The 12,528-nt window shown below is 72.0% G+C and carries 11 protein-coding genes and 1 other RNA gene; 5 read left to right on the top strand and 7 right to left on the bottom strand.

Annotated features, from left to right (window positions below; translation table 11 throughout):
* Window positions 1-317 precede the first annotated feature (317 nt).
* Together rnpB and ACFVYE_RS46545 are read right to left on the bottom strand one after the other, a co-directional pair.
* Window positions 318-719: RNase P RNA component class A (rnpB, locus tag ACFVYE_RS46540), an RNA gene on the bottom strand.
* Window positions 720-771: 52 nt separating this feature from the next.
* A complete protein-coding gene (locus ACFVYE_RS46545; protein WP_389609616.1) occupies window positions 772-1,341 on the bottom strand; it encodes a Uma2 family endonuclease in 570 nt (189 codons plus the stop codon).
* Window positions 1,342-1,520: 179 nt separating this feature from the next.
* Here ACFVYE_RS46545 and ACFVYE_RS46550 point away from each other — a divergent pair, with 179 nt between their 5' ends.
* A complete protein-coding gene (locus ACFVYE_RS46550) occupies window positions 1,521-2,261 on the top strand; it encodes a MerR family transcriptional regulator (RefSeq protein WP_389609605.1) in 741 nt (246 codons plus the stop codon).
* A complete protein-coding gene (locus ACFVYE_RS46555; RefSeq protein WP_389609607.1) occupies window positions 2,258-3,121 on the top strand; it encodes a hypothetical protein in 864 nt (287 codons plus the stop codon). Before ACFVYE_RS46550 ends, ACFVYE_RS46555 begins: the two co-directional genes overlap by 4 nt.
* Here the strand turns inward: ACFVYE_RS46555 and ACFVYE_RS46560 are convergent.
* Complete coding sequence (locus ACFVYE_RS46560) at window positions 3,066-4,508, bottom strand: RNB domain-containing ribonuclease (RefSeq protein ID WP_389609609.1); 1,443 nt, start codon at window positions 4,506-4,508, stop codon at window positions 3,066-3,068. The genes ACFVYE_RS46555 and ACFVYE_RS46560 overlap by 56 nt on opposite strands.
* Window positions 4,509-4,676: 168 nt before the next feature.
* Between ACFVYE_RS46560 and yaaA the strand changes: the two genes are divergently transcribed.
* The gene (gene yaaA / locus ACFVYE_RS46565) at window positions 4,677-5,477 is read left to right on the top strand and encodes a peroxide stress protein YaaA (protein ID WP_383978660.1); all 801 of its coding nucleotides are present in this window, start codon (window positions 4,677-4,679) and stop codon (window positions 5,475-5,477) included.
* Between the two features lie 75 nt (window positions 5,478-5,552).
* A complete protein-coding gene (gene eda / locus ACFVYE_RS46570) occupies window positions 5,553-6,173 on the top strand; it encodes a bifunctional 4-hydroxy-2-oxoglutarate aldolase/2-dehydro-3-deoxy-phosphogluconate aldolase (RefSeq protein ID WP_383978662.1) in 621 nt (206 codons plus the stop codon).
* 178 nt (window positions 6,174-6,351) lie between these two features.
* On the opposite strand, the gene ACFVYE_RS46575 is transcribed toward eda, so the two are convergent.
* The 4 genes from ACFVYE_RS46575 to ACFVYE_RS46590 form a co-directional block, all read right to left on the bottom strand.
* Window positions 6,352-7,650, bottom strand: coding sequence for a bifunctional RNase H/acid phosphatase (locus ACFVYE_RS46575; RefSeq protein ID WP_389609611.1), 1,299 nt, complete (start codon window positions 7,648-7,650; stop codon window positions 6,352-6,354).
* Window positions 7,650-8,393: a zinc ribbon domain-containing protein gene (locus ACFVYE_RS46580; RefSeq protein ID WP_383978599.1), complete on the bottom strand. Its 744-nt coding sequence runs from the start codon at window positions 8,391-8,393 to the stop codon at window positions 7,650-7,652. The genes ACFVYE_RS46575 and ACFVYE_RS46580 overlap by 1 nt, the downstream gene beginning before the upstream one ends.
* Entirely contained in the window at window positions 8,390-9,232 is an 843-nt protein-coding gene (locus tag ACFVYE_RS46585) for a Nif3-like dinuclear metal center hexameric protein (protein ID WP_383978593.1), read from the bottom strand. The genes ACFVYE_RS46580 and ACFVYE_RS46585 overlap by 4 nt, the downstream gene beginning before the upstream one ends.
* Window positions 9,233-9,387: 155 nt before the next feature.
* The gene (locus tag ACFVYE_RS46590) at window positions 9,388-10,431 is read right to left on the bottom strand and encodes an ABC transporter substrate-binding protein (RefSeq protein WP_383978590.1); all 1,044 of its coding nucleotides are present in this window, start codon (window positions 10,429-10,431) and stop codon (window positions 9,388-9,390) included.
* 197 nt (window positions 10,432-10,628) lie between these two features.
* Between ACFVYE_RS46590 and ACFVYE_RS46595 the strand changes: the two genes are divergently transcribed.
* Window positions 10,629-11,957: a hypothetical protein gene (locus tag ACFVYE_RS46595; RefSeq protein WP_389609614.1), complete on the top strand. Its 1,329-nt coding sequence runs from the start codon at window positions 10,629-10,631 to the stop codon at window positions 11,955-11,957.
* The last annotated feature ends 571 nt before the right edge of the window (window positions 11,958-12,528 follow it).

Here is a 12,528-nt window from a genome sequence, read left to right on the forward strand (position 1 = left end):
GCCGCCGTGGGCCTCGCCGGCGGGTCCTCGGCCCGGCCGGCGGGGGGGGCGGCCGGCCTGGGGGCGGCGTCTCGTCGGGGCGGTGGGGCCGCCCGGCGGAGACGGCGGGGCGACATCACGGTGGTCGACGCCTTGTCCGACGGCTTGTTCCAAGCAGCCAACAGCTCGGTCGACGAGGCCTTTTCAGGGGCTTTCAGGTCTGCCCGAGGGACTCCCGAGGGACTTTTCGTCGTCTGAAGCAGCAAGCTGCTGAATGATCGGAAGGGGCCTCCGACGCAGGTCGGAGGCCCCTTCCGATGCAAAGCCGCAGGTGGCGGCAGACGAGTCGGGCTGTACGCCGGGTTCTGTCGCCCGGTCGCCTCGCGGCGGCCGGGGAGACGGCCATCCATCTAGGACCGGCATTGCTGCCGGCCTCGTGCGGTCTACCCGCGAACTCGGGCGGGCCGCCCTCGAACATTCGCGCAGGGCCGTCTTGCGACGACCCCTCTTGACCTTGCTCCGGGTGGGGTTTACCTAGCCGCCTGAGTCACCTCAGGCGCTGGTGGTCTCTTACACCACCGTTTCACCCTTACCGAGGACCGAAGTCCCCGGCGGTCTGTTTTCTGTGGCACTGTCCCGCGGGTCACCCCGGGTGGCCGTTAGCCATCACCCTGCCCTGTGGAGCCCGGACGTTCCTCGGGGGGATCCGAGGATCCCCACGCGGCCGTCCGCCCGGCTCGTCTGCCGTGCCGACCATGCTACCCGCCTGGCAGGGGCCGCCGGACGGGGCGCTCAGATGAACGCCTCGGTCTCCAGGTCGAAGCCGAAGGGCGTCGGGAGAGTGAGCGGCTTGCCGAACGGGATCGTGCAGTGCTGACGGTAGTCGTCCTCTTCGGGGTCGCTGAACAGCGTCACCGAAGACTCCTCACGGTCGACCAGGAGGTAGAGCGGGATGGGTCCGCGGGCGTAGCAGTGACGCTTGTCCGTGCGGTCGGCACGGGGCTTGGACGAGGTGACCTCGACGACGAGGGCCACCCCCTCGCACGGCATCCAGGGGTCCGCTCCCCGGTACAGGCGCAGTTCGGTGGGGGCGAAGGTGCCGTCGGGAATGACGTGGTTCCTGGGACAGCGGCCGCCGCTCTTCAGCTTCAGTCCCTTGTTCCCGGAAAAGTCCATGTCTGTCCGGGCGAGCCTGATCACCTGCTTCAGAATCAGGCTGATGTAGTCCTCGTGGTCCCCGTCCGGCGGCGGCGTCACGACAATCTCCCCCTCGATCAGCTCGGCCCGGAAGCCCTCCGGCGTATCCAGCGCCAGGAAGCCCTCCAGCAGGACGTCCGCCTGCGTGAGCGGTTCCTGCGGCATGGCAGTCATGTCACGCCCCTTCCTCGGTCGCTCGCCAGATTGGGACATCAGTGGATCAGCCGTCCGTGAGATGGGAGTACTTCCTTCGATCGTGGCACAGGAGGGTGCGGAGTTGTCAGATGCGGACGGGTGCGGTGAGTACTTGACCCTGCCGTTGCGTCAACGTTTCTACTGGACCCATGCGCATCGGAGAGATCGCCGTGCTCGTCGGGGTCACCTCGCGGACGATCCGGCACTACCACCACATCGGACTGCTTCCCGAGCCCGGCCGCCGGCCCAACGGCTACCGCACCTACAGCGTGCGCGACGCCGTGGTGCTGGCCCGGATCCGACGGCTCACCGAGCTCGGGCTCGGTCTGGACGAGGTACGGGACGTCCTCGCCGATGACGCCGGGCGAGAACTCGTCGAAGTGCTCGTCGAGTTGGATGCGGATCTGGCCCGGCAGGAGGACGAGATCCGGGAGCGGCGGCGTCGGCTGGCCCGGTTGCTGGACGGCCCGGTGAGCGCCGATGAACCCGTATCGCCCGCGCTGGCCGAACTGCTGGGCACGGCTCCGGCCACCGGCTCCCCGATGGCCGCCAAGGACCGCGAGCACTTGGTGCTGCTGGACACGGCGGGTGTCGGCAGTGAGGTCTACGCCGCGTTGCGGCCACTGGCCGAGGACCCGGCCGTGCACGCGCTGTACGAGCGGCTGGACGCACTGGCCGCGGCGCCGCTGGACGATCCGCGGATCGTCCGGCTCGCCGCCGACATGGCCGCCGTCGTGCCGGACGAGGTGCTGGCGGCCATCCCCGGCGGGCCGGTCCTGACGGGGTTCGGTCAGGCCCTGCTCGACGACTACGCGCCCGCGCAGGCCGAGGTGGTGCGCCGGGTGATGGCGGCCCTGACGGCACGCGTGGCGGGGAGGGGGACAGAATGAGCGTGCGGATTGCGCGGTATGCCGTGGGGGCAGTGCCGGCTGTCGAACTGGGTCTGGTCGGCTGCCTGCTGGCGGGGGTCCGGGTGCCGGGTGCGGTTCTGCTCGGTGCCGAGGCCCTGGTGGTCGCCGCGCTCGGATTCGAGGGCGTGGTCCTGTGGCGGCTCTGGGTCGTGGGCCGGCGCGCGGGTGCCGGGCGGCGGGAGGCGATGGGTGCGGCGCTCCGCACCGTCGTGCCCGAGAAGGTGCGCCGTCTCGTCGCGCACGAGGTGCGCGCCCTGCACAGTCTCGGGCTGTGGGTGCTGCGGAGGCGTCATGGCGTGCCGGAGGGTTCCCTTGCCGTCCCGTACACCGGGCCGCAGACCGCCATGATGTACGGCCTGGTCTTCGTCGCTCTGGTCGAGACGGTGATGCTGGCGCTGCTGATCCCGTGGCCGGTGGTGCACAGGGTTCTGCTCGTGCTCGATGTGTACGGGGTGGTCCTGGTGCTCGCCTTCCATGCCGCGTGTGTGACCCGGCCGCATGTGGTGGACGCCGACGGGGCGCTGCGGCTTCGCTACGGCGGGCTGTTCGACCTGCGGGTTCCCGCCGGGGCGGTCGCCGGTGCGCGCGTCGAGCGGCGCTATCCCGAGGGCGGGCCGGTGCGGCCGGGGGCGGACGGGGTGCTCGACCTCGTGGTGGGCGGGCAGACGACGGTGACCGTGGAGCTGGTCTCGCCCGTGGCGTTCGTGCGGCCTCTCGGGAAGCGGGAGTGGGCGCGGACGGTGCGGTTCCACGCGGATGATCCGGGTGGAGCCGTGGCCGCGCTCACGCGGGGACGAAGAGGACCTTCGCCGAGCCAGGATCCGCCTGGGCGAGCCTGACCGGCAGCCGCTCCCCCAGCGGGAGCCTCGCCGTGCCGCCCTCGACCCGGGCGACGACTGCCGGGGCGTCGATGTGGACGGTGCCCGTGGTGGGCTCCTGTTCCTTCACGTCGACCACGTACGCGTCGAAGACCTCACCGATCCGGTCCTTGAGCAGCGCTGCCTCGACCACGTCGACGCACTCGCGCTCCACCGTGTTGGCCCGTCTGGTTCCGTCCGCCATCTCCTTCGGCAGGCCGGGCAGCGCTGCGAGGACCCACTCGGGCGGGTCCTGTTCCGCGACGGCGGCGAGGCACAGCTCGGCCGCGTACCGGTCGACGAGGCGGCGCAGCGGGGCGGTGCAGTGCGTGTAGAGGTCGGCGACGGCGGCGTGGACAGCGGGGGTGGGGAGTTCGCCGTGTTCGAAGACGGTGTAGCCGGCGCCGCGCAGCAGGGTGGTGCACTCCTGGAGGAACGCGGCGTGGTTGGTCTTCCTCGGGTCGAGGGAGCGGACGACCTGGGCGTACGGGACATGGTGCGGCCAGTCGATGCGCAGCGCCTCGGCCGAGCGCCGGAGCCGGGCCACGGCGCCGTCGGGTGCGACCGGCAGGGTCCGCAGGATGCCGGTGCCGGTCTCCGTCATGAGGTGGGCGGCGGCCATGCCGGTCAGGAGGGAGATCTGGGCGTTCCAGCCGTCGGCGGGCAGCGGGGCACGGTATTCCAGGCCGTACGTGCCGTCGCGCTCGACGATCTCCTGCTCGGGCACGTTGAGGGAGATGCCGCCTCGGGCGACCTCCTGCTCCTCGCGGAGCCGTCCGATGTCCTGGAGCAGCGCCAGGGGCTCCTCGGCGGTGCGGGTGTCGATCTGCCGCTGGACGCCCGCGTAGTCGAGCTTGGCCCGGCTGCGGACGAGGGCCCGGCGCACCGAGGTGGTGACGGCGCCGCCCTCGGAGTCCAGGTCGATCTGCCAGAGCAGGGCGGGGCGGGTCTGTCCGGGGAGGAGGCTGGCGGCGCCCTCGGAGAGCAGGGTGGGGTGGAGCGGCACCTTGCCGTCGGGGAAGTAGAGGGTCGTCACCCGGCGGTGGGCCTCGGAGTCGAGTGCGCCGCCGGGGCGTACGAAGGCGGCGACATCGGCGATGGCGTAGTGCACGCGGAAGCCGTGGCGGCGACGTTCGAGGTGCATGGCCTGGTCGAGGTCGGTCGATGTGGACGGGTCGATGGTGAAGAACGGCAGGTCCGTCGCGTCCTTGTGGGCCGACACCGCCGGGGCCCCCGCCGCCTGCGCCGCCTCGGCGAGGACGTCTGGCGGGAAGCCGTCGGGCAGTTCGAGCTCGGTGCGCAGCTTGCACAGGGCCGCCCTCAGCGGGTTCTCGGCCGGCCCGGTCATATGGAGATGGCGGCGGGGCATGGACCGAGCGTATGGCGGGGCGGGCCGGGCGGCATCCCGGGTGGCGGCGAGTGCCTGTTGGGCCCCTATCCGCCGGACGGGCCACGGTGCGGTACAGAGGTCCCCGTACGCTGGTACGAGGGCCTTCTGGGCCCGTTTACCTGTGCGTACGTACGAAGGAGAACCGCCGTGCTCGTGCTGTTGCCGCCCTCCGAAGGAAAGGCCGCGTCGGGGCGCGGAGCACCCCTGAAGCCGGAGTCGCTGTCGCTGCCGGGCCTGGCTGCGGCGCGGGCCGCGGTCCTCGACGAGCTGGTCGAGCTGTGTGCGGCGGACGAGGAGAAGGCCCGTGAGGTGCTCGGGCTGAGCGAGGGGCTGCGCGGCGAGATCGCGAAGAACGTCGAGCTGCGGACGGCGGGGACGCGTCCGGCCGGGGAGATCTACACGGGGGTGCTGTACGACGCCCTGGACCTGGCCTCCCTGGACACGGCGGCCAAGCGGCGGGCCGGAAAGTCGTTGCTGGTCTTCTCCGGGCTGTGGGGCGCCGTGCGGGTGGGCGACCGGATTCCTTCGTACCGCTGCTCGATGGGCGTGAAGCTGCCGGGGCTGGGCGCGCTCGGGGCGTACTGGCGTGACCCGATGGCGGAGGTCATGCCGGAGGCGGCCGGGGACGGGCTCGTCCTGGACCTGCGGTCCTCCGCGTACACCGCGGCCTGGAAGCCGAAGGGCGAGGTGGCCGGGCGCACGGCGAGCGTGCGGGTGCTGCACTCCCAGATGGTGAACGGGGTCGAGAAGCGCTCCGTGGTCAGCCACTTCAACAAGGCGACGAAGGGGCGGATGGTCCGCGATCTGCTGCTGGCGGGCGCACAGCCGAAGGGGCCCGCGGAGCTGGTGGAGACATTGCGGGAGCTCGGGTACGTGGTGGAGGCCGAGGCCCCCGCGCGGGCCGGCCGGGTGTGGTCGCTCGATGTCGTGGTGACCGAGATTCACTGAACCGGGAAAGCCATCACGTTGCAGCATGCGCAACGCTCGTTGCGTGGTGTGCGGTGGTCGCGGCAAGATGAGCGCATGACCTCCTCTGTGCTGGACCTTGCCCCCGTCGTCCCCGTTGTCGTCCTGGAGGACGCCGCCGACGCGGTGCCGCTCGCCCGGGCCCTGGTCGCGGGCGGGCTCCCGGCCATCGAGGTGACGCTGCGCACCGCCGCGGCGCTGGATGCGATCAAGGCCATCGCGGCCGAGGTGCCGGACGCTGTGGTCGGGGCCGGCACGGTGATCTCCGTACCGAACGTCTCCGACACCGTCGCCGCGGGGGCCCGGTTCCTGGTCAGCCCCGGCTGGACGGACACGCTGCTGGACGCGATGAAGGCGTCGGGGGTGCCGTTCCTGCCGGGCGTCTCGACGACGTCCGAGGTGGTCGCGCTGCTGGAGCGCGGGGTCACCGAGATGAAGTTCTTCCCGGCCGAGGCGGCGGGCGGCACAGCGTATCTGAAGTCGCTCTCCTCGCCGCTGCCGCAGGCCCGGTTCTGCCCCACGGGCGGCATCTCGCTCGCCTCCGCACCGTCCTATCTGGCGCTGCCCAACGTCGGCTGCGTGGGCGGCAGTTGGATGGTCCCGGCGGACGCGGTGGCGGCGAAGGACTGGGCGCGGGTGGAGCGGCTGGCGAGCGAGGCGGCGGCGCTGCGCGACTGATTCCCCCCTGCCCGCTACCCGCCCTTCCCGGAACCGGGGCTCCGCCCCGGACCCCGGTGGGTGCCGACTGGGGTGCGGCTACCCCGGCCACCCGAGGAAGCGGCAGCTTCGCGCCGCCGGGGAGTCGCCCCGCTGCCCCTCCCCGGGGCGCCGCACACTCACGCGAGCTTCCCGTCCTCTACCGCAGGTGCGATGTGTCGTTCAGCAGCCTGAGCGACACGTTCCCGTCCGAGTAGTACGCCACCGCGGACACCGAGGCCGCCGAGAGTTCCATCCGGAACATGGCTTCCGGCGGGGCGCCCAGCGCCAGCCTGACCAGGGTCTTGATCGGCGTCACATGGGTGACCAGGAGGACCGTGCGGCCCGCGTAGCGGGCGGTGAGGCGGTCACGGGTGGCCGCGACTCGGCGGGCGACCTCGGCGAAGCTCTCGCCGCCCCCGGTGGGGGCCGCCTTCGCGGAGGCGAGCCAGGCGTCCAGGTCGGGGCCGTACCGCTCACGCACCTCGGCGAACGTCAGGCCCTCCCAGGCGCCGAAGTCCGTCTCGCGCAGGCCGTCCTCGATCCGGACCTCCAGGCCGAGCCGGGCCGCCACCGCGGCCGCTGTTTCGCGGCAGCGGCGCAGCGGGGAGCTGACGATCTCCTCGATCGTGCCGCGGGCGGCCAGCGACTGGGCGATGCGTTCGGCCTGGTGGCGGCCGGTCGCCGAGAGTTCGGGATCACTGCCGCCGCTGCCCGAGAACCGCTTCTCGGGGGTGAGGGCCGTTTCGCCGTGCCGGAGCAGTACGAAGGTGGCGGGCACCCCGAGATCGGGCGCCGCGGCCCAGCCCACCTGGGGGGCGGTGGAGGATGCCGTAGGCGTGGGGGCGGCTGCCGATGCCGTGCCTGTCGCCGCTCCCGGCCGGGAGGACAGGGCCGCGCGGGCCCTGGCCGCGCCCGCTGCCGCGTCGCCGGGCGGGCCGGAGACGGGCGGCAGGCCGGCGGTGGCCGAGGGCCGGGGGGTGTCGAGTGCGGCCGTCGACGACGACGGCTCCCACTGCTTGCCGCGCTTGCCCGCGTCCATCGCCTCGTTGGCGAGCCGGTCCGCGTGCTTGTTCTTCTCGCGCGGGATCCACTCGTACGTCACGGCGGAGGCCGGCAGAATCCTGGCGGCCTCCGCCGCGAGCGGCTTCATGTCGGGATGCTTGATCTTCCAACGGCCCGACATCTGTTCCACGACCAGCTTGGAGTCCATCCGTACCCGTACCTGGAGCGCACCGTCCGCCGAGGCGTCCGGCACCAGCGCCTTCGCCGCCTTCAGACCCGCGATGAGGCCCTTGTACTCGGCGACGTTGTTCGTCGCGACGCCGATGTACTCGGCGGCCTCGGCAAGGGTCTCCCCCGTCACCGGGTCGATGACGACCGCACCGTAACCGGCAGGCCCCGGGTTGCCCCGGGAACCGCCGTCGGCCTCGATGACGAACTGGCGCGGCTGGGTCATTACAGGCCCGACTCCGACGTACGCACCAGGATGCGGCGGCAGTTCTCGCAGCGCAGGACGGTGTCCGGGGAGGCCGCCTTCACATCGTTGACCTCGGTGATGTTCAGTTCGAGACGGCAGCCCTCGCAGCGGCGCTGGTAGAGGCGGGCGGCGCCGACCCCGCCCTGCTGGACGCGGAGCTTGTCGTACAGCTTCAGCAGGTCCGCGGGGACGGACCCGGCGACGAGCTCGCGCTCCTTGGTGACGGTCGCGGTCTCCTCGTCGAGCTCCTTGGTCGCGGCGTCACGGCGGGCGGTCGCGTCGTCGACCTTGGCCTGGACGGCGGAGACCCGGTCGGACAGCTCGGTGACGCGCTCCTGGGCGGACTCGCGGCGCTCCATCACTTCGAGGACGACGTCCTCCAGGTCGCCCTGGCGCTTGGCCAGCGAGGTGATCTCGCGCTGGAGGCTCTCCAGGTCCTTGGGCGAGGTGACCGCACCCGAGTCGAGGCGCTGCTGGTCGCGGGCGGCGCGCTGGCGCACCTGGTCGACGTCCTGCTCCGCCTTGGTCTGCTCGCGGGCGGTGTCGCTCTCCTCGGTCTGCGAGGCGACCAGCAGGTCACGCAGTTGCGCGAGGTCGCTGGTGAGCGACTCGATCTCGGTGTGCTCGGGCAGCGACTTGCGCCGGTGCGCAAGCTGCGACAGACGTACGTCGAGGGCCTGGACGTCGAGGAGTCGGATCTGGTCGGCGGGCGCGGCGTTCAGTTGGGGGCTCCAGAAGAGTGGTGGGTGGTGGTGGTCCAGGGGTCGGTGACCTGCTTCGAGACATGGACCCGCAGGTCCCATCCGTGGCGGTCGGAAATCGCGTCGAGCTGCGCTGCGGCCTGTTCGCACCAGGGCCATTCGGTGGCCCAGTGTGCGGCGTCGACCAGGCCGAGCGGGGAGTGCCGGATGGCTTCGGAGGCCGGGTGGTGGCGCAGGTCGGCGGTGAGGAAGGCGTCGACTCCGGCAGCGCGTACCGCGTCGAAGAGGCTGTCGCCCGAGCCGCCGCTGACCGCGACGGAGCGCACCGTCGCCGCCGGGTCGCCCGCGAGCCGGATGCCCTGCGCGGTGGCGGGCAGTCGGGCCGCGGCGCGGGCGGCGAAGTCGGCCAGGCTCTCGGGGTGGTCGAGCACACAGATCCGGCCGAGGCCGCGACGGCCCTTGGGGTCGGCCGGGTCCGGTACGAGGGGCCCCTCGACGCGCAGGTCGAGCGCACCGGCGAGGGCGTCGGACACGCCCGGGTCGGCGGTGTCGGCGTTGGTGTGGGCGACGTGCAGCGCGACGTCGTGCTTGATGAGGGTGTGCACGACCCGGCCCTTGAAGGTGTCGGCCGCGACCGTCGTCGTACCCCGCAGATAGAGCGGGTGGTGGGTGACGATCAGCTGGGCGCCGAGCCCGAGTGCCTCGTCGACGATCTCCTGGACGGGGTCGACGGCGAAGAGCACACGGTCGACCTGCGATGCGGGGTCTCCGCAGACGGTGCCGACCGCGTCCCAACCTTCGGCCCGCTCGGGCGGCCAGAGAGCGTCGAGCTCGGCGAGGACTTCAGACAGACGGGGCACAAGGAAAGGCTACCTGCCCTCCGTGCCCCGTCGCCCATGGCTTCGGCGACCCGTACGGACGGGGCCACAGCCTGCTGGGTCCTGTCGTCGGACTCCCGTCGTCGCCCGGGCGCCGCGCGGCAGGCGGCAGTCCGACGACAGGACCCAGGGAATCGTTACTTCACGAGGTCGGCGCGGAGGTCGTCGAGGACCAGGTTCGCGGCCGTGACACCGAGGCCGAGGTACCAGGTCTCGTCGGAGACGTCCTTGGCCCGGCCGTCCTTGACCGCCTTGAGGTTCTTCCACAGCGGGTTGGACTGGGTGGTGTCGCGCTTGGTGGCCTTCACGTCGCCGTAGACGCCGGTGAAGATCCAGTCGGCGTCGGCCTCGTCGATCTTCTCCGGGCTGATCTCCGCGGCGAGGTCGTTGATCTGCTGGTTCTTGGGCCGCGGCAGACCGGCGTCGTCGAGGATGGTGCCGATGAAGGACGCCTTGGCGTAGAGGCGGATCCGGTCCGGCAGGTAGCGGACCATGGAGATGGTCGGCTTGTCCGGACCGATGTCCTCGCCGAGCTTCTTGGCCTTCGCCTCGTAGGCACCGAGCTCGCTCTTGGCCTTGGCCGTCTTGTCCAGTGCCGCGGCGTTGAGGAGGTAGTTCTCCTTCCAGGTGAAGCCCGGACGGATGGAGAACACGGTCGGTGCGATCTTGGAGAGCGCGTCGTACTTGTCGGCGGCGCGCAGCTGGCTGCCGAGGATCAGGTCGGGCTTCAGGCCGGCGATCGCCTCAAGGTTGAGGCTGTTGATCGTGCCTACGTTCTTCGGGTTGCCCGCTTCCTTCTTCAGGTACGAGGGGATGGCCGCGTCGCCCTCGGAGGGGGCATAGCCGACCGGCTTCACACCCAGCGAGACGACATTGTCGAACTCACCGACGTCCAGCACGACGACGCGCTTGGGAGCGGACTTGATCTCCGTCTTGCCCATGGCGTGGGTGAGGGTCCGGGGGAACTGGCCGGGCTTGGCGTCGGTGCCGTACTCCGCCGTCTTCTTCGCGGCGTCGGCGAAGTCCTTGCCGCCCGTCGCGACGGCCGCCTTCTTGTCACCGCCGCCCTCGGACTTGGCCGAGCCGCCCGAGCCTGCGTCGTCGCTCCCGCAGGCCGAGAGGGAAAGGGCGGCAGCCACTGCCAGGCCGACTGCGGCAGTGCCGCGGCGACGAAGGGACATCACTTGCTCCAGTTCAAGGTCACACAGGTATCGCTTAGGGCTGCCTTACCTTACTCACCCTTCTCGCGCCGAGCACAGGCACCCCCTCGCCCTCAGGGAAATCCGGGCAGCGCCACCCTTATGTGTGAAGTGGTGGGTCTCGCGTTGTTCGGCAGGAAGTGCGAAAACTAGCTTCGGTTGCCGGAGGTGACCAGTCCATGACTGCCTGTGCCATCGAGAACGAGACCGCGGGGGCGGCCGAGTCCGCCGGGGATGCGGCCCTGGAGGACGACGAGCCGGACGCACCCGGGGAGCCGGCCGGGTGCGGCATGCCCGGCGAGGACGGAGCGGACGGCGTGCCCGAGCAGGCCGGTGCGCCGGGTGAATCGGGCGTGCCCGCCGGGGCAGCCCTCGCCCCGCCCGCGCTCACGATCGCCGCGGACGGTTCGTACGCGGCCCGGCTCGCCCTCCGCGACGTCGCCGCGGAGGTGTCCGACGAGGCCGCGCAGGCGTGGTTCGTGGAGCGCTGGACGCTCGACGGGCACGAGCCGTACGCCGTCCCGCTCCCCCTCGATCAGCCGGAGGAGCCGGACTCCCAGGTGCTGCCGCTGGCCGACGGACGGGTGCTGATCCGGCGACGGGTCGCGGACCGGCATGCGTTCTCGCTGCTCTATCCGACCGGCCCCGGCACCGGTGAACTGCCGCTCGGCACCGTCGGATGCGCGGATGGGACCCTGCTGCCGCCGTCACCGGACGGTGCGAGCGCGTACGCCCTGTCGGTCGGTGCGCACTCCACCGCCGTCTGGCTGGTGGCGGGCGGCGCCTTCGGGCCCAAGCTGGTCGCGGAGGTGCCGGGGCGCTGCTCCGGCGGGGTCTGGCTGGACCGGGCGGGGCGGATGCTGGCCCTGGACCGGGAGATGCCGGGCGGCGGGCCGGTCAAGGCGGTCGCCGTGGACCTGGAGCGGGGCGGCGAGGTGACACCGCTGCTGCAGATCGCACCGGAGAGCAACGACCGGCTGCTGCTCGCCGACGCGGACAGCGGGCTGCTGCTGATCCGCTCGGACGCGCCGGGGCACGACCGGCTCGGGTGGGGGGTGCTGGGCAGCTGTCTGCCGGTGCGTTTCCCGGAGTGCCTGCGCCCGGCGGATGTGGCGGTGACGCCGTTCGCCGTACAGCCGGGGCAGATGCTGATGCCGGAGAGCTGCGCGGTGGCCCTGCGGATCGACGGGGCGGCCGGCAGCTGGCTCGGGGTGTGGCGCCCGGCGGGGCGCCGGCTGCATCAGCTCGCCGCCCCCCGGGGGTGGCAGGCCGGTCGCGGGGTGTGGACCCGGGACGGCGTACTCAGACTTCCGTACGCCAACGAGAACGTGGCGTGCGGGGTGGCACTGCTGGAGGCACCGGTGGACGAGGAACGCGGCGCGGGACCGGCGGCGGAGGCAGGCGCGGAAAGCGGTATGCAACCGTCCGCTGCCGCTGCGCCTCTTCCGATGTGCAAGCCGATTCCACTGGGGCAGGCGCCTCTCATGGGGCGCATGGTGCCTGGCTAGAGCGTCCGGTAATGGGGGGAGAAGGAGCGGGGCTGGGTGCGTGCAGCTGCAAGGCGGGAGGAGGGAGGCATGGCGGAGCCATATCGACCGACGACAACGCCGCAGGTGCGCGTGCACAGCCCCGCGACGCCGCCCCCAATTACCGGACGCTCTAGAATCCTGGGCCTGGGCTACGCAGCCGTGTACGACGGTCGCCGATGGTGACCGTGCCGTGTTGCGGTGGCGTGATCGGCCCTGGTGACACACGTAAGCGATCACAACGGGGTGACTTCCCACATGTCTGAAGCCCGAACCGACACGACCCAGACGCGTCCGCCGGGGGCGGACGCGGAACGGGCCGAAGCCGGCGGCTCCGGAAAGCACCGAGGGGGTGTGTCGGTGAACGACGCGTCGGCACAGCCGCACGGCCGCCACCGACGCCCCTCCGAGGGGGACAGCAGGGCGGCCTGACCGCACGGAACATCAACGAGGGACGGGTGGGCCCCGGCAGCCGATCGGCTGCCCGGGCCCCCCCGGTTGCGGTGCGGTCAGCCCCCCATGAGACCGTGCACCACCCCGGCGGCGACGGTCA

The sequence above is a fragment of the Streptomyces sp. NPDC058239 genome (assembly GCF_042882185.1).
In the GTDB taxonomy this organism is placed as follows: Bacteria; Actinomycetota; Actinomycetes; order Streptomycetales; family Streptomycetaceae; genus Streptomyces.

Coding starts and splice junctions, on each gene's coding strand:
- ACFVYE_RS46555 (WP_389609607.1), top strand. CDS start 2,258: ATGAGCGTGCGGATTGCGCGGTATGCCGTGGGGGCAGTGCCGGCTGTC.
- ACFVYE_RS46560 (WP_389609609.1), bottom strand. CDS start 4,508: ATGCCCCGCCGCCATCTCCATATGACCGGGCCGGCCGAGAACCCGCTG.
- ACFVYE_RS46545 (WP_389609616.1), bottom strand. CDS start 1,341: ATGCCGCAGGAACCGCTCACGCAGGCGGACGTCCTGCTGGAGGGCTTC.
- ACFVYE_RS46575 (WP_389609611.1), bottom strand. CDS start 7,650: ATGACCCAGCCGCGCCAGTTCGTCATCGAGGCCGACGGCGGTTCCCGG.
- eda (WP_383978662.1), top strand. CDS start 5,553: ATGACCTCCTCTGTGCTGGACCTTGCCCCCGTCGTCCCCGTTGTCGTC.
- ACFVYE_RS46595 (WP_389609614.1), top strand. CDS start 10,629: ATGACTGCCTGTGCCATCGAGAACGAGACCGCGGGGGCGGCCGAGTCC.
- ACFVYE_RS46550 (WP_389609605.1), top strand. CDS start 1,521: ATGCGCATCGGAGAGATCGCCGTGCTCGTCGGGGTCACCTCGCGGACG.
- ACFVYE_RS46590 (WP_383978590.1), bottom strand. CDS start 10,431: ATGTCCCTTCGTCGCCGCGGCACTGCCGCAGTCGGCCTGGCAGTGGCT.